The 14397-nt window shown below is 63.1% G+C and carries 18 protein-coding genes and 1 tRNA gene; 13 read left to right on the top strand and 6 right to left on the bottom strand.

Going from position 1 to position 14397, the window contains the following annotated elements:
• Positions 1-21: 21 nt before the first annotated feature.
• From LB571_RS02825 to LB571_RS02810, 4 genes are all read left to right on the top strand, one after another.
• The gene (locus tag LB571_RS02825; protein ID WP_224592084.1) at positions 22-519 is read left to right on the top strand and encodes a phage tail protein; all 498 of its coding nucleotides are present in this window, start codon (positions 22-24) and stop codon (positions 517-519) included.
• Between the two features lie 12 nt (positions 520-531).
• The gene (locus tag LB571_RS02820; RefSeq protein ID WP_140793228.1) at positions 532-1035 is read left to right on the top strand and encodes a phage tail protein; all 504 of its coding nucleotides are present in this window, start codon (positions 532-534) and stop codon (positions 1033-1035) included.
• 12 nt (positions 1036-1047) lie between these two features.
• Positions 1048-1569, top strand: coding sequence for a phage tail protein (locus LB571_RS02815; RefSeq protein ID WP_224592082.1), 522 nt, complete (start codon positions 1048-1050; stop codon positions 1567-1569).
• 196 nt (positions 1570-1765) lie between these two features.
• Positions 1766-2293, top strand: coding sequence for a GNAT family N-acetyltransferase (locus LB571_RS02810; protein WP_224592080.1), 528 nt, complete (start codon positions 1766-1768; stop codon positions 2291-2293).
• A gap of 251 nt (positions 2294-2544) precedes the next feature.
• Here the strand turns inward: LB571_RS02810 and LB571_RS02805 are convergent, their stop codons facing one another.
• A complete protein-coding gene (locus LB571_RS02805; RefSeq protein ID WP_224592078.1) occupies positions 2545-2820 on the bottom strand; it encodes a DUF6916 family protein in 276 nt (91 codons plus the stop codon).
• A 307-nt stretch (positions 2821-3127) separates the two neighbouring features.
• Here LB571_RS02805 and LB571_RS02800 point away from each other — a divergent pair, with 307 nt between their 5' ends.
• The 4 genes from LB571_RS02800 to socB all read left to right on the top strand — a co-directional run bounded on the left by LB571_RS02800 (position 3128) and on the right by socB (position 5751).
• On the top strand, positions 3128-3934 hold the full coding sequence (locus tag LB571_RS02800) for a SapC family protein (protein WP_224592075.1): 807 nt from the start codon (positions 3128-3130) through the stop codon (positions 3932-3934).
• A 90-nt stretch (positions 3935-4024) separates the two neighbouring features.
• Positions 4025-4225 (top strand): DUF2934 domain-containing protein, encoded by a 201-nt coding sequence (locus LB571_RS02795; RefSeq protein ID WP_224592073.1) that lies wholly within the window; start codon positions 4025-4027, stop codon positions 4223-4225.
• Between the two features lie 286 nt (positions 4226-4511).
• Entirely contained in the window at positions 4512-5060 is a 549-nt protein-coding gene (gene socA / locus LB571_RS02790; RefSeq protein ID WP_224592071.1) for a type VI toxin-antitoxin system SocA family antitoxin, read from the top strand.
• Complete coding sequence (gene socB / locus LB571_RS02785; RefSeq protein WP_224592245.1) at positions 5041-5751, top strand: type VI toxin-antitoxin system SocB family DNA replication inhibitor toxin; 711 nt, start codon at positions 5041-5043, stop codon at positions 5749-5751. Before socA ends, socB begins: the two co-directional genes overlap by 20 nt.
• Before the next feature lie 182 nt (positions 5752-5933).
• Here the strand turns inward: socB and LB571_RS02780 are convergent.
• Positions 5934-6008: transfer RNA gene (locus LB571_RS02780), tRNA-Gly, on the bottom strand.
• Between the two features lie 211 nt (positions 6009-6219).
• Here LB571_RS02780 and LB571_RS02775 point away from each other — a divergent pair.
• From LB571_RS02775 to LB571_RS02760, 4 genes are all read left to right on the top strand, one after another.
• Positions 6220-6717 carry a prolyl-tRNA synthetase associated domain-containing protein gene (locus LB571_RS02775; protein WP_015314918.1) on the top strand — a complete coding sequence of 166 codons (498 nt, stop codon included), beginning with the start codon at positions 6220-6222 and terminating at the stop codon, positions 6715-6717.
• An 84-nt stretch (positions 6718-6801) separates the two neighbouring features.
• Positions 6802-7812 carry a thioredoxin gene (gene trxA / locus LB571_RS02770; RefSeq protein ID WP_224592070.1) on the top strand — a complete coding sequence of 337 codons (1011 nt, stop codon included), beginning with the start codon at positions 6802-6804 and terminating at the stop codon, positions 7810-7812.
• Between the two features lie 106 nt (positions 7813-7918).
• Positions 7919-8590, top strand: coding sequence for an LON peptidase substrate-binding domain-containing protein (locus LB571_RS02765; protein ID WP_224592068.1), 672 nt, complete (start codon positions 7919-7921; stop codon positions 8588-8590).
• A 104-nt stretch (positions 8591-8694) separates the two neighbouring features.
• Positions 8695-8934 (top strand): Trm112 family protein, encoded by a 240-nt coding sequence (locus LB571_RS02760; RefSeq protein ID WP_140618229.1) that lies wholly within the window; start codon positions 8695-8697, stop codon positions 8932-8934.
• A 78-nt stretch (positions 8935-9012) separates the two neighbouring features.
• On the opposite strand, the gene LB571_RS02755 is transcribed toward LB571_RS02760, so the two are convergent.
• The 4 genes from LB571_RS02755 to ccmA all read right to left on the bottom strand — a co-directional run bounded on the left by LB571_RS02755 (position 9013) and on the right by ccmA (position 11212).
• The gene (locus LB571_RS02755) at positions 9013-9594 is read right to left on the bottom strand and encodes a DsbE family thiol:disulfide interchange protein (protein WP_224592065.1); all 582 of its coding nucleotides are present in this window, start codon (positions 9592-9594) and stop codon (positions 9013-9015) included.
• Positions 9591-9758: a heme exporter protein CcmD gene (gene ccmD / locus LB571_RS02750; RefSeq protein WP_023774434.1), complete on the bottom strand. Its 168-nt coding sequence runs from the start codon at positions 9756-9758 to the stop codon at positions 9591-9593. Before ccmD ends, LB571_RS02755 begins: the two co-directional genes overlap by 4 nt.
• Positions 9759-9888: 130 nt before the next feature.
• The gene (gene ccmB / locus LB571_RS02745; RefSeq protein WP_023774435.1) at positions 9889-10554 is read right to left on the bottom strand and encodes a heme exporter protein CcmB; all 666 of its coding nucleotides are present in this window, start codon (positions 10552-10554) and stop codon (positions 9889-9891) included.
• A 49-nt stretch (positions 10555-10603) separates the two neighbouring features.
• Positions 10604-11212 (bottom strand): heme ABC exporter ATP-binding protein CcmA, encoded by a 609-nt coding sequence (ccmA, locus tag LB571_RS02740; protein ID WP_224592061.1) that lies wholly within the window; start codon positions 11210-11212, stop codon positions 10604-10606.
• A 285-nt stretch (positions 11213-11497) separates the two neighbouring features.
• Here ccmA and acnA point away from each other — a divergent pair, with 285 nt between their 5' ends.
• Positions 11498-14188, top strand: a complete 2691-nt coding sequence (gene acnA, locus LB571_RS02735) for an aconitate hydratase AcnA (protein ID WP_015314926.1) — start codon at positions 11498-11500, stop codon at positions 14186-14188.
• The last annotated feature ends 209 nt before the right edge of the window (positions 14189-14397 follow it).

Genomic DNA, 14397 nt, shown 5'->3' with positions numbered 1-14397 from the left:
TAACAATGAGGGGGGGCGGCAATGGCGGAACCATTTCTTTCCGAAATCAGAATGATGTCTTTCGGTTTTGCGCCGAAAGGCTGGGCACTATGCAACGGTCAGCTGCTTCCAATAAATCAGAATCAGGCGCTGTTCTCATTGCTTGGAACAACCTTCGGCGGTGACGGCAGGGTGAATTTCGCGCTGCCCGATTATCGTGGCCGGGTGCCGATCCATGTCGGCAGTGGCCACACGCTGGGTGAACGCGGCGGTGAGCAGGCGCACACGCTGTTGATCGGGGAATTGCCATTCCATAGCCATATCGAGCAAGCCACGACCACAAATGCGGACACGCCGGTGCCCAGCAGCAACCTGCTGGCTACCGTTGCCAACACCTATACGGCGCCTGGGAATCCCACGGCCATGGACCCTGGCACGCTGGCCCTTGCCGGCGGCAACCAAGCGCATATGAACATGCAGCCATTTCTGACCCTGAGCTTCTGCATCGCCCTGCAGGGCATTTTCCCGTCGCCGACCTGAGGAAAAGCAACCATGGCACAACCCTACGTTGGCGAGATTCGGATGTTCGCCGGCAATTTCGCGATAGCCGGCTGGATGTTCTGCGAAGGGCAATTATTGCCCATTTCGGAGAACGAGATCCTGTTCCAACTGATCGGCACCACCTATGGCGGCGATGGCCAAAGCACGTTCGGGCTGCCTGATCTGCGTGGCCGCCTTCCGGTCCACCAGGGCGGCGATTTCATTCTTTCGCAGACTGGCGGCGTTGAAGAAGTCACGCTTACCCCCCAGCAGATCCCTTCGCACACGCATGCCTTCCTGGCTTCGCTGAACAATGCCGGGGCAAGCACGCCGACGGGCAACATGACCGGGCAGGTCGGCGCGGCGCAGATCTACCGCGAGGCGCCGGCAGCCGCGCCGATGTCCCCGCAGACCGCCGGGCAAACCGGCGGCAGCCAGCCGCATACGAACTTCCAGCCCTACCTTTGCGTCAATTTCATCATCTCGCTGTTCGGGATCTTCCCGTCGCCGACTTAAGGAGGGACCGTCATGGCTGACCCGTTCGTCGCCGAAATCCGCATTTTTCCGTTCAATTTCGCACCCAAGGGCTGGGCCTGGTGCGACGGTCAATTGCTGCCGCTGTCGCAGAACACCGCGCTGTTTTCCCTGCTCGGCACTACCTATGGCGGCAACGGCAAGTCCAACTTCGCCTTGCCCGATCTGCAGGGCCGCGCGCCGATGCACCCGGGGCAAGGACCAGGACTTTCGCTGCACGATCTCGGCGAACAGGGCGGTTCGGAAACTGTGCAGTTGCTGATATCGGAGATGCCGCAGCACGGCCACACGATGATGGGGAACGTCAATCCCGCCAATCTGGCGGCGCCAGGTCCGGCGCGATCTTTCGCGCGTACAGCTCCCGGTATGTCTTATTCGGCAACGGCCACGTTAACGCCGCTCAGCGATCAAGCGGTGCGGCCGATCGGCGGCGACCAGCCGCACAACAACATGCAGCCCTATCTCACCTGCTATTTCTGCATCGCGCTGCAAGGCGTTTTCCCGCCGAGAACCTGAATTCCGAGGCAGCAACAAGGCAGGACCGATACGATGCCCAAGAAAGCAGAACCAAAGTCAGAAGCGTCGGCTCCAACGGCAAAGAAGGGGAGTGGAGCTGGACGGCGCTGGCCACCAGCAACCTCAAGCAGATCGCCGTGGTGCGCGACCTGACGCCACCGGCGTGACGGCAGTCCTGACGGCACAGACGGGTAGCGTGACAGACAGCACGCCCGCGCATTCTTCTTCGGCCTGGCCCCGCTCCGATGCGGCCGGGCTGAAGTTTCGCGCGGCTGGCGAGGCCGACAAACCGTTCCTGTCGCGGCTTTACGCCTCGACCCGCGTTGAAGAGCTCGCGGTGACCGACTGGAGCGAGGCGCAGAAGGCCGCCTTCCTCGCCATGCAATTCCAGGCCCAGCACGCGCATTACCACACGCACTATCCCGAGGCCGACTGGCTGGTGGTGGAGCAGGCGGGACAGGACATAGGCCGCCTCTATATCGAGCGCTGGCCGAGCCAGCACCGCATCATCGACATCGCTTTTCTGCCCATCCATCGCCGCAAGGGCTACGGCACGGCGCTGCTGCGCGATCTGATCGACGAGGTACGGTTAGCCGGCAAATATGTATCGATCCATGTCGAGAAGAACAATCCGGCGCGGGGACTCTATGTCAGGCTCGGCTTTACCGTCGTCGAGGACAAGGGCGTCTATGATCTGATGGCGTGTTCGCCGGCGGATCCATGATGGTGTTGGCGCTGCCCCACCCGTCTGCCGGCATCCCTTCCCGTGAACGGGGCGGGGAACCTCCCGCCACCGATTTCGCCAATCTCTTGCGCCGCAAGAAAGGCGCTGCGTTGCCGCCAGCCACTCTCGCCCCGTTTACGGGGAGAGATGTCCGGCAGGACAGTGAGGGGCAGCGCCGCCGGTAAAGATTGTCGCATTCGACCCAGTCGGCTATGCGGGAACATCAATAAAAATGCAGCTCAAGATGGGCGTTAGTTGAACACCGCCTCGTAGGTCCGACCGGTCGCGTCGGCGGCTACCGGTACGATGAAGATGTCGTGGACGCCGCCGGCGCCGGCAAGGCTGTAGGTCGCCTGCGGCAACGCGATCTCACGCGGCCCCCTGAACAGCAGTGAAAAACCACCGCCCGGGCGGGGGCTGGCCGCGATGCGGTTGACGGCGCTCAGTTCGAACGAGATCCGTCCCGCTCCGGTCTCGATGATGAACGCCTGTCCGATCGCCTGTTCGAAATCCGCCGCCGCCGCCATTTTGTCGCCTCAAAGCCGTTTGCGCGGCACTGTCGCCGCTTCGCCGCGGGCTGTCCAGAGCTCTTTGTCCGACCAAAATTCCCAGGAAAACCGTCGACCACTTTTCCTCGGAATTGGCGCATCGGCACGGAGCGCTGGCGCGCAAGACATTTCGTCGCCGCAAACCCCAAAATACAGCAACGCGTCCTTTTATGAGCGCCGGTGACACTGTAGTACTTTGTTTCGGCATGGGATTGTTTCGATACGAACCCGGCGCCGGACGCGGATTGGCCGGCCTGATCGGCTTGCCGGAGAAAAAGGACCGACGATGGCTGAAGGTGCGAAAACAGGGACGGCGGCGACAGCAGGGGCCGATGCGATGCCGCTTTTCTACTCCAGGCCGGAGGCGCTCAATCCGGCGCGGCACGGCTCGCTGGGGTTGACCGCGCGCAGCGACTTTTCCTTCGCGCGCTCGGCGCACGCCATCCCGGTGGTGGCGTCGGAGATGCCGGCGGCGATGCGCTCCTATCCGATCGTCTTCATCGGCGCCGCCAAGGCGCCCGTCATCATCACCGGCGTTCGCCAGGACGAGAACCTGTTCGTCGATGCCGACGGCAAGTGGAACGCGCCGCACTACATCCCGGCCTATGTCCGCCGCTACCCTTTCATCCTGGCCGAGGATCCGACCTCGGCCGGCCGGCTGACGCTGTGCGTCGACCGGGCGAGCGACCGTGTCGTCGACCAGCTGATGGCGCCGTTCCGCGACGACAAGGTGCTGCCGTTCTTCGGCGGTAACGAACCGACCGAGGCGACCAGGCAGGCGCTCGCCTTCTGCAACCAGTTCCAGATCGATTTCAGGGCCACCCGCGAGATGGTCGACAAGATCGACGCGCACGGTCTGTTTTCGCCGCGCCAGAGCAAGGTGACGCTGGAAGGCGGCGAAGTGCTCAACCTCACCGACTTCCAGGTGATCGACGAAGCGGCCTTCAACAAACTGAGCGACGAGGCCTTCCTCGACCTCAGAAAATCCGGCGCGCTCGGCCTGCTCTATTGCCACCTCGCCTCGACCAACAGCTGGACTTCGCTGGTGCACCAGGCGTCGCATCGCAAGGCGGACACCGCGAAGAGTGCCTGACGGCATTGCCCGACCTGCCGAGGTCGACGACATCCAAATTGGAACATTTCATGCGTTGTCCGGTTGCTTCCTCAGGGAAGGAAGACGGCCATGGTGATCAGCCAGGAAGAACGTGTCGCGCATATCAGCAAGCGGGCCCGCGAACTCTGGGAACAGGAAGGCTTGATGCCCGATCGTGAGAAGGCCTGCTGGGACAAGGCGGTCGAGGAGTTCGAGTCCGGTCGGCTGACCCCGGGACAAAAGCAACCAGGCGCGGATGCCGCTGGCGACAGCGCGGCTATTAAACACTGACGCTCCGCCGCGTTTTATCATTTCGCCGACCCCACCCCTCGCTGGAGCGACGACGCCAACCGACCTGCTAACAGATCGCCCGGGCAGAACCGAACCATCCCCGGAGAATTTCGCCCGAACCGGAAAGCAGCTGCCTTAACAGCGCTTGGCAACGACGATCTGGAACGCGCTGCCATTATGATTGAGGCGTTGGCAACAGCACGCACTTAGGGCATTCCTTGTCAAATGATTTTGCCGGGCGCATGTTGTGAACAAATCAGGAACCTACGATGCAGGCCAAGAAGCCATGAGCGATACGTACGATCCAAGAGCGGTTGCGAACCTCATGCTCGACGAGGGGGATCGGCTTGGGATCAAAATCACAAACCTTGCACTTCAGAAGCTGCTTTACTTCGCACACGCAATTCACCTGATGCGGACTAAGAAGCCGTTGGTCTCAGGTTATTTCGAGGCTTGGCAGTACGGGCCTGTTCACCCCGCAGCGTATCGGGCTTTCAAGGATTGTGGTTCCTTACCAATCACTTTCAGGGCGGTCGGCCGAGATGCGTTGACTGGAAGACCGCGCGAAATAGGGAAAATACAAGATGTTGATCTCACTGCGCTCACGCAGCAGGTGCTCAATTCATACGGTCGTATGTCGCCTGGGCGCCTTGTAGACTTATCCCACGCTAAAGACTCTCCTTGGGCGTACATTGCGGACAAAGCGAGAACGGAGGTTGCGTTCGGGCTTAGAATCCCGGATGCTGTGATCTTAGATCGATTCCGCCACCACAAAGTATCTGTCGGAGCGGAACCCCGCTCAGGAGAACCCGGTGATGATACGCCCTTTGCCTGATATTGACTTAGCCCGGATCGCACCACAGCCGGACGACATGAAACGTAAGAGCTTGGAGGCGATGCGGGCTGGGCGCCCGCCGTTCTCTTACAAGCCCGTTCGTACTTGCTTTGGGGATATTTTCAACATCCAACCGGAGATGTTTGGGGAATCGCCTCGGACAGATTGGGCGAAAATCCAGCGAGAGCTCGTCAAGTGCTGTAGGTCAGAGGACGAGTTAGAGCAAAACAAACGAGTAGCGCGTGGCCTCTACGAATTCGCCTCTGACAGGCGAATCATGAGCCGGCGACAGGAGTTCTTTCCGTTAGCTATGAGCATTGGACGAAAAGTCACGTTTTGGCTGCCGATGGTTGTTGCTATTGAAGACCAGCCCCATGCTGTTTTTGTTGAGCCTCGTCGCACACGTGGCTTGACGGCCGAGGGTCGACGTTTCGCTTTCTCCATGATGCACGAGCGGATTAGAGCTGCAGATGAAGACTTTGCTGGATTAAAGTTAGCCATCGTCCGTTTCGGAGACCCGGAAGGTGAGAAGCGTTCGGTTCGCTTGTTCACCGATGAAGGGGTTGATCTTTATGGTCTCGGCGACCTGGAAACTATGGTCTCGTCCACCTACGAGATGTGGCGTCAAGTTTGTGAGGACCGCGAACGTGATGCTCGTAGCAGAGGAACGGGTACCGGCTCGTTAATTTGAACGTCGCCGCATCGCCGGGAACCTAGCGACGTCGTCATTTCACGCGCTGCCGATTTTGGACCGGTAGCCCTCGTGTAACCCTGGCTTCCGAGCCATTCCTAGCTGCTGCGATTTCCACGCCCAGCAAACGAAAAAGCCGCGGAGTTCCGCGGCTTTTCGACACTTGGCTTCCCGAAGGAAACTGGAGCGGGTGAAGCGATTCGAACGCTCGACCCCAACCTTGGCAAGGTTGTGCTCTACCCCTGAGCTACACCCGCTCACACGGCGTCTTGGCCGCAAGCCGGGCCTATATGGCTGAAGAGCGCGGCGATTGCAACAGGGAAATAGCAGGCTTTTTGCAACCTTCCGAGCGATGCCGGCAAACCGCCCGCGACGCGCCGATTTCATCGCCGCTGGCGCGGCGGTCTTGTGTCGGCCGCCTCATTGGCCGTAAACGGCAAGGCCGAGAAACCAACGAAGAAGAGACCCATGCCGAAGACCGAAGCTGACCTGATGGCCTTTCTTGCCGAACTCGGCATCGCGGTTTCGACGATACGCCACCCGCCGCTCTATACGGTTGCCGATTCGCAGGCGCTGCGCGGCGAAATCGCCGGCGGGCACACCAAGAACCTGTTCCTGAAGGACAAGAAGGACAATTTCTTCCTGGTCACCGTCGGCGAGGATGCGGTCGTCGATCTCAAGCAGATACATCAGCTGATCGGCGCCGCCAGCCGGGTTTCGTTCGGCAAGCCGGAAATGCTGATGGAGCTTCTGGGGGTCACGCCGGGGGCGGTCACGGTGTTCGGCATCGTCAACGACAGGGAAAACCGGGTCAAACTGGTGCTCGACAAGGATCTGATGGACCATTCCGTCATCAATGCGCATCCCCTGACCAACGAGGCGACGACATCGATCGCGGCCGCCGATCTCATCAGATTCGTCGAGGCAACCGGGCATGATGCTGCTATCTTGAAAGTCTCGGCATGATCGCCACATGGGTGGCAAAGCCGATTTCCAATTGAGACAGGGCGCCGGGCCACGGGCCGGCCGCGCGACCGAAAGGGTGACGAGATGAGCGACAACAATCCGTTTGGCGGATCATTCGGAAACAAGGGCGGCCAGTATGCCACCACGGTGCAGTATGGCGGAACCGAGCCCAAAGCCGGATTCGGCGAGACGTCCGCGCCCCCAGCCGCCGGCCCCACCACCGGCGATGTCATCAAGGACACGACGACCGCGGCCTTTGCCGCCGACGTCATCCAGGAATCGCGCCGCCAGCCGGTGCTGGTCGACTTCTGGGCGCCGTGGTGCGGACCTTGCAAGCAGCTCACTCCGCAGCTGGAAAAGGCGGTCAAGGCCGCCGGTGGCAAGGTCAAGCTGGTCAAGATGAACATCGACGACCATCCCTCGATCGCCGGCCAGCTCGGCATCCAGTCGATACCGGCGGTCATCGCCTTCAAGGACGGCCAGCCGGTCGACGGCTTCATGGGCGCCGTTCCCGAGAGCCAGATCAACGAATTCATCACCAAGGTCGGCGGCAAGGGCAATGGCGCGCCGCCGGTGGCCGAGGCCCTGGCCGCGGCGGCGGAGGCGCGCGACGCCGGCGACATGCAGACCGCGGCCGACATCTACGATAGCATCCTGGCGCAGGCGCCGGAAACGGTCGAGGCGATTGGCGGGCTGGGCGACCTGCTGTTCGAGGCCGGCGATACCGAGGGTGCCGAGGCGCTCCTGGCAACGGCGCCGGAGGCCAAGAAGGACGCACCGCCGCTGGCTGCCCTGCGCGCCAAGATCGCGCTGGCCGCGCAGGCGGCGGCGCTGGGCAATCCGGCCGAGTTCGAGCGGCGGCTTGCGGAAAACCCCAAGGACCATCAGGCCCGTTTCGACCTGGCGATGATCCAGAACGCCATGGGCGATCGCACGGCGGCCGCCGACAATCTGCTGGCCATCATCAAGGCCGACCGGAGCTGGAACGAGGATGGCGCCAGGACGCAGTTGCTGCAGCTGTTCGAGGCCTGGGGCATGACCGACGAGGCGACGCTTGCCGCGCGCCGCAAATTGTCGGCATTGCTGTTTTCCTGAGCCGGTTACGGTTGTTTTGTCGCAAGGGCTTGTGGCGCCAGGCCTGTGCGCCAGATAGGACAGGGCAGGATTGACGCTTCGCAAGGGAAGCGATCGGAGGAACGAGGTGCAAGCGGGAAACGCGCATTACCGGCTCGCCAAGGATCTGCCATCGACGATCCCGCTCTTTCCGCTCGAAGGCGCGCTGCTGCTGCCGGGCGGCCGCATGCCGCTCAACATCTTCGAGCCGCGCTACCTGCAGATGGTGGACGAGGCCGTCGCCGGCTCGCGGCTCGTCGGCGTCATCCAGCCCGGCCTCAATGGCGCATTGCGCGAGGATGGCGAGCCGGAGCTTTGCAACGTCGGCTGCATCGGTCGCATCATCGCCTTTTCCGAGACCGGCGACGGCCGCTACCTGATCTCGCTGCAAGGCGTGTGCCGGTTCCGCGTCGCCCACGAGCTGGCGGTCAAGACGCCGTTCCGCCAGGCGAAGCCGGCGCCCTTCCTCGCCGATCTGGACGAGGAGCAGGCGGCTGATGAAATCGACCGGCCGGCGCTGCTCAGAGCCTTTCGCGCCTATCTGCAGGCCAATGACTTGGAAGCCGACTGGGAGAGCGTCAGCCGTGCCGAAAACGCCATGCTGGTCAACGCGCTGTCGATGATGGCGCCCTATGGACCGGCCGAGAAGCAGGCATTGCTCGAGGCCGCGGACCTGAAAACCAGGGCCGAAACGCTGATTGCCATCACCGAGATGACGCTGGCGCGCGAGAATGAGGATTTTGGCTCGAGCCTGCAGTAGGAATGCGACGATATCCAGCCGGCCTGCAAATAACGGCCTGACGGATCTCGACAGATCCTGACATGCTGGCTGACATCCAGGGCGTGAAACCGGAAGAGGACCCAATGGCGGATGGGCGCGACGGAAAGAAGACGAATGTTGACCCGAAGCTGCTGGAACTCCTGGCCTGCCCGCTGACCAAGGGGCCGCTGGCCTGGGACCCCGAGCGCGGCGAGCTGGTTTCGCGAGTCGCCAAGCTCGCTTATCCGGTGCGCGACGGCATCCCGATCATGCTGCCTTCGGAAGCGCGGGTGCTCTCGGCCGAGGATGTACTGTCGCCGCCACGGCCGGGTGGGCCGAATTGAGGTGGCGCGGAGCCATCCGCTCCGCTTCAACCATATACGTGTACAAACCAAGGGATATCAGGTCTTCGCGACATCGCTTCAGTTCGGCTTGGCCAGCGCCTTGTCGATCTGCGGCAGCAGAAGCTCCCTGGCGGATTCTGGCGTCAGCGGGCCGACATGTTTGTAGGCTATCTTGCCATTCTTGCCGATGACGAAGGTTTCCGGCACGCCATAGACACCCCAGTCGATCGCCGTGCGGCCGGCTTCGTCGACGCCGATTGCCTGGAACGGATTGCCAAGGTCGCCGAGGAAGCGGCGGGCGTTTTCCGGCCGGTCCTTGTAATTCAGCGCCGCCATCGCGAACCTTTTGTCCTGCGCCAGCGCCAGCAGCACTGGGTGCTCTTCCCGACATGGTGCGCACCAGGACGCAAACACGTTGACCAGCGTGACCTTGCCGGCGAAGGCTTTCGAATCGAGCCCGGGCAGATTGCTGCCCTCCAGGGGCGGCAAGTTGGTCCGCGGCGCCGGCAGGCCGATGAGCGCCGACGGCACTTCCGAGACATCGCGTCCCGACAAGAGCTGCGACAGGAACAGTCCGGCCAGTCCGAGGAAGACCAGCAGCGGCAAAAATACGAACAGGCGGCGACGGGCCGGCGTCGGCGTTTCCGTCCCTGTGCTCATGGCTTGGCTGCCTTGTCGGAACGGCGGCGCACGCCAGCCGCCTCGAGTTCGGCGAGTTCGCGCTTGCGCGCCCGCTGGTCGATGAGAATCCAGCCGATCAGCCCGGCCAGCGCCACGGCGGTGATCGCGTAGGCCGCCGCGACGTAGAGCGCATGCGCGCTCATGCGCGCCGCTCCATCGCCGCGTCTCGTTCCAGCCGGGTCTTTCCGCCTCGTTCGATCATGTCTTCCCTTAGCCGCGCGCCGGCGGCTCCGCAATCGGCCGCCACGCCGCAGCCTTCAGACCTCAGGCGCCTCAATCCGTGCCGTGGCGCAGCGCCAGCGCCGCCGCGGTCGGCCCCAGCACGCCAAGAAACAGCGTCAGCGCGGCAAGAATGAGGAAGGGCTGCAGGAATGGATCGGGATTGGCCGTCGCGCCATAGCTCGCCGAAACGCCGAAGATCAGCACCGGTATGGTCAGCGGCAGCACCAGCACCGAGATCAAGAGGCCGCCACGCGGCAGCGCCACCGCCACCGCGGCGCCCACGGCGCCGATGAAGGTGATGGCCGGCGTGCCGACCAGCAGCGTCAGCGCCGTGGCGCCTATGGCCAACGGTTCCATGTTCATGAACAGGCCGAGCAGGGGGGCCGCGACCACCAGCGGCAGGACGCTGCCCGCCCAATGCGCAACGCACTTCACCAGCACCGTCAGCGCCAGCATATGCCGGTCGTTGCCGAGCACCAGGAGATCGAGCGAACCGTCCTCGCGATCGGCCTGGAACAGCCGGTCGAGGCCGAGCAGGCAGGCAAGCAGCGCGCCGATCCACAGGATCGCCGGACCGATGCGGGCCAACAGCTTGAGATCCGGCCCAACGCCGAAAGGGATGGTGGCGATGACGGCGAGGAAGAAGATGACGCCCGTCAGCGCGCCGCCGCCGGCGCGGATCGAGAGGCGGATGTCGCGCAGGAAGAGGGACCACATTACGATGTGGTCCCCTGTTGAAGAAGGGGGGCGCCGTAGGGTGCAGTCATCAACAGGCCTCCCCCATCGCCAACTCTTTCGCCCCTTCCAATCCCAGCGGCAGATGCGTCGCCGCCACAATCATCCCGCCTTCCTCGCAATGCCCGCGCATCAGCCCCGCGAATCTCCCCTCCGAAGCCTTGTCCAGCCCTGCCGTCGGCTCATCGAGCAGCCACAGCGGCCGATGGCTGACCAAGAGTTTCGCGATCGCCACGCGGCGCCTTTGCCCGGTCGAGAGATAGCCGAACGGCAAATGGCCGATGCCGCCGAGCCCGACCGTTTCCAGTGCCTCCTCCACATCGAGCCGGCCTTCGCCATGGAACTCCCGCCAGAAGCGCAAATTCTCGGTCACGCTCAGCGCCGTCTTCATCGCGTTCTGATGGCCGAGATAGTGGCAGGCCGAGCCGATCGAAGGGAACTCGTCGCCGCCGCCTTCGAGCAGCAGCCGGCCCTCGGTTTTCGGCAGCAGCCCGGCGACCACCCTGAGCAAGGTCGATTTGCCCGAGCCGTTCGGCCCGGTGACGACCAGGGCCTGGCCCTGATCGAGGACAAAGCCGATGCCGGAGAAAACCGGCTCGCCGCCGCGTTCGCCGCCCAGATTTTCGGCGATAAGCCGCATCCCTCGCCTGCCCTGAAATCAATGTTTCGCGAGCGCTGCCGCATCGCACAAATTTGCTCAGCAACTGTCTAGAACTATTCCAGAAAATTCTCTATATGCGGGGCATCCGTGCCAGCGGTCGGCGCGGGAACAGAATTAGCGCCGAACCAGCGCACGCGCCGCCTTGAACGGCTCGGGTTGCTTGGGAACGGACAGCGGAAATGGCCGTACCCGCACCTTTGCGCGTGATTGCATGCCATCGGCGTCCGTTCCCTTTCAGGCTGAACAGACAAGGACGGATCGCACGTGTCAAAATCCCTCGACAGTTTCAATTGCCGCCGCACGCTGAAAGCGGGCGACGCCGAGTATGTCTATTTCGACCTCGTCGAGGCTGAGAAGAACGGCCTCACCGGCATTGCCCAGCTGCCCTATTCGATGAAGGTGCTGCTGGAAAACCTGCTGCGCAACGAGGACGGCCGCTCCGTCACCAAGGAGAGCATCCAGGCGGTGGCAGGCTGGCTGACCGACAAGGGCACCGCCGGCGTCGAGATCGCCTATCGCCCGGCCCGCGTGCTGATGCAGGATTTCACCGGCGTCCCGGCCGTGGTCGACCTCGCCGCCATGCGCGACGCCATGGCCTCGCTTGGCGGCGATCCGCAGAAGATCAACCCGCTGGTGCCGGTCGACCTCGTCATCGACCATTCCGTCATCGTCGACGAGTTCGGCACGCCGATGGCCTTCGCCCGCAATGTCGAGCTCGAATATGAGCGCAACGAAGAGCGCTACAAGTTCCTGAAATGGGGCCAGCAGGCGTTCCGCAACTTCCGCGTCGTGCCGCCCGGCACCGGCATCTGCCACCAGGTCAATCTCGAATATCTCGGCCAGGTGGTGTGGACCAACACCGAGGACGGCGAAACCACCGCCTATCCCGACACCTGCGTCGGCACCGATTCGCACACCACCATGATCAACGGCCTTGGCGTGCTCGGCTGGGGCGTCGGCGGCATCGAGGCCGAGGCGGCCATGCTCGGCCAGCCGGTCTCCATGCTGCTGCCGGAAGTCATCGGCTTCCGCCTCACCGGCAAGCTCAAGGAGGGCGTCACCGCCACCGACCTCGTGCTGACCGTCACCCAGATGCTGCGCAAGAAGGGCGTCGTCGGCAAGTTCGTCGAGTTCTTCGGCCCCGGCCTGTCCAACATGACGCTGGCCGACCGCGCCACCATCGGCAACATGGCGCCCGAATACGGCGCCACCTGCGGTTTCTTCCCGGTCGATTCCGAAACCATCCGCTATCTCACAATGTCGGGCCGCAGCGAGGACCGCATCGCACTGGTCGAGGCCTATTCCAAGGCGCAAGGCATGTGGCGCGAGGCCGGCTCCGCCGACCCGGTCTTCACCGACCTGCTCGAACTGGAGCTGGACAGCGTCGTGCCGTCGATGGCCGGCCCCAAGCGCCCCGAGGGCCGTGTCGCGCTGGAAGGCATTCCCGCCGGCTTCGCCAAGGCGATGGACACCGAATACAAGAAGGCGGCGGAAATCTCCAAACGCTATGCCGTCGAAGGCACCGACCATGACCTTGGCCATGGCGACGTCGTCATCGCCGCCATCACCTCCTGCACCAACACCTCGAACCCATCAGTGCTGATCGGCGCGGGCTTGCTTGCCCGCAACGCCAACCGCCTTGGCCTGAAGCAGAAGCCGTGGGTAAAGACCTCGCTGGCCCCCGGCAGCCAGGTGGTGGCGGAATATCTGGAAAAGTCGGGCCTGCAGAAGGAGCTCGACCAGATCGGCTTCAACCTGGTCGGCTTCGGCTGCACCACCTGCATCGGCAATTCCGGACCGCTGCCCGCTCCGATCTCAAAAACCATCAACGACAAGGGCCTGATTGCCGCCGCGGTGCTCTCCGGCAACCGCAACTTCGAAGGCCGCGTCTCGCCCGACGTGCAGGCGAACTACCTGGCGTCGCCGCCGCTGGTCGTGGCGCATGCGCTGGCCGGCACCGTGACCAAGGACCTGACCACGGAGCCGCTCGGCGACGACAGGAACGGCAATCCGGTCTATCTCAAGGATATCTGGCCGAGCTCGGCCGAGATCCAGGAGTTCATCGAGAAGAACGTCACCCGCGAGCTGTTCGCCCGCAAATATGCCGACGTCTTCAAGGGCGACGAGTACTGGCAGAACGTCAAGGCGCCGGAAGGCCAGACCTATGCCTGGGACAACAATTCGACCTATGTGCAGAACCCGCCCTACTTCGCCGGCATGACCACGGGTTTCGGCAAGATCGGCGACATCAAGGGCGCCCGCGTGCTCGGCCTGTTCGGCGACAAGATCACCACCGACCACATCTCGCCGGCGGGTTCGATCAAGGCCGCCTCGCCGGCCGGCAAATACCTGACCGACCATGGCGTCGGCGTCGCCGACTTCAACCAGTACGGCACGCGGCGCGGCAACCATGAGGTGATGATGCGCGGCACCTTCGCCAACATCCGCATCCGCAACCACATGCTGGGCGAGAACGGCCGCGAGGGCGGCTACACCATCCACTATCCCAGCAAGGAAGAGGAATCGATCTACGACGCGGCGATGCAGTACAAGAAGGAAGGCGTGCCGCTGGTCATCTTCGCCGGCGTCGAATACGGCAACGGCTCGTCGCGCGACTGGGCGGCAAAGGGCACCAACCTGCTCGGTGTCCGTGCCGTCATCGCCCAGTCCTTCGAGCGCATCCATCGTTCGAACCTGGTCGGCATGGGCGTCATCCCCTTCGTCTTCGAGGAAGGCACCTCATGGGCTTCCCTCAACCTCAAGGGCGACGAGCTGGTCGAGATCGACGGATTGAGCGCCATCAAGCCGCGCCAGACGATGACCGCCAAGATCACCTATGGCGACGGCACGGTGAAGAACGTGCCGATCATCTGCCGCATCGATACGCTGGATGAGCTCGACTACTTCAAGAACGGTGGCATCTTGCAGTACGTGCTGCGCGATCTGGCGGCCTAGAAAACAGTGAGTAGTGAGTGGGATGCAGGGGACGCCCCTACTCACTACTCCCCTGCCGCGGCACAGCAGACCAGCATACCGCACAGTCCTGCCGCGATGAAGGCAAGGTCGTCGAAGCATTGACCGGCCCGGACCGAAGTCCTGGGCCGGTGCGTTCGCAATAGAGATCGATGGTGGTGAGGAGAACCTGCCGCATGGCGATGATGCCG

The organism is Mesorhizobium sp. BR1-1-4, assembly GCF_020165375.1.
Classification (GTDB): domain Bacteria; phylum Pseudomonadota; class Alphaproteobacteria; order Rhizobiales; family Rhizobiaceae; genus Mesorhizobium; species Mesorhizobium australicum.
This window is presented reverse-complemented; position numbering and strand designations above follow the sequence as displayed.

Excerpts from the sequence above, each read along its gene's own strand:
- ccmA (WP_224592061.1), bottom strand. The coding sequence starts at position 11,212 with ATGCGGCTTATCGCCGAAAATCTGGGCGGCGAACGCGGCGGCGAGCCG.
- ccmB (WP_023774435.1), bottom strand. The coding sequence starts at position 10,554 with ATGTGGTCCCTCTTCCTGCGCGACATCCGCCTCTCGATCCGCGCCGGC.
- LB571_RS02805 (WP_224592078.1), bottom strand. The coding sequence starts at position 2,820 with ATGGCGGCGGCGGCGGATTTCGAACAGGCGATCGGACAGGCGTTCATC.
- socB (WP_224592245.1), top strand. The coding sequence starts at position 5,041 with ATGATACGCCCTTTGCCTGATATTGACTTAGCCCGGATCGCACCACAG.
- LB571_RS02825 (WP_224592084.1), top strand. The coding sequence starts at position 22 with ATGGCGGAACCATTTCTTTCCGAAATCAGAATGATGTCTTTCGGTTTT.
- LB571_RS02815 (WP_224592082.1), top strand. The coding sequence starts at position 1,048 with ATGGCTGACCCGTTCGTCGCCGAAATCCGCATTTTTCCGTTCAATTTC.
- LB571_RS02755 (WP_224592065.1), bottom strand. The coding sequence starts at position 9,594 with ATGAGCACAGGGACGGAAACGCCGACGCCGGCCCGTCGCCGCCTGTTC.
- ccmD (WP_023774434.1), bottom strand. The coding sequence starts at position 9,758 with ATGAGCGCGCATGCGCTCTACGTCGCGGCGGCCTACGCGATCACCGCC.
- LB571_RS02820 (WP_140793228.1), top strand. The coding sequence starts at position 532 with ATGGCACAACCCTACGTTGGCGAGATTCGGATGTTCGCCGGCAATTTC.
- trxA (WP_224592070.1), top strand. The coding sequence starts at position 6,802 with ATGAGCGACAACAATCCGTTTGGCGGATCATTCGGAAACAAGGGCGGC.
- LB571_RS02760 (WP_140618229.1), top strand. The coding sequence starts at position 8,695 with ATGGCGGATGGGCGCGACGGAAAGAAGACGAATGTTGACCCGAAGCTG.
- LB571_RS02795 (WP_224592073.1), top strand. The coding sequence starts at position 4,025 with ATGGTGATCAGCCAGGAAGAACGTGTCGCGCATATCAGCAAGCGGGCC.
- socA (WP_224592071.1), top strand. The coding sequence starts at position 4,512 with ATGAGCGATACGTACGATCCAAGAGCGGTTGCGAACCTCATGCTCGAC.
- LB571_RS02800 (WP_224592075.1), top strand. The coding sequence starts at position 3,128 with ATGGCTGAAGGTGCGAAAACAGGGACGGCGGCGACAGCAGGGGCCGAT.
- LB571_RS02775 (WP_015314918.1), top strand. The coding sequence starts at position 6,220 with ATGCCGAAGACCGAAGCTGACCTGATGGCCTTTCTTGCCGAACTCGGC.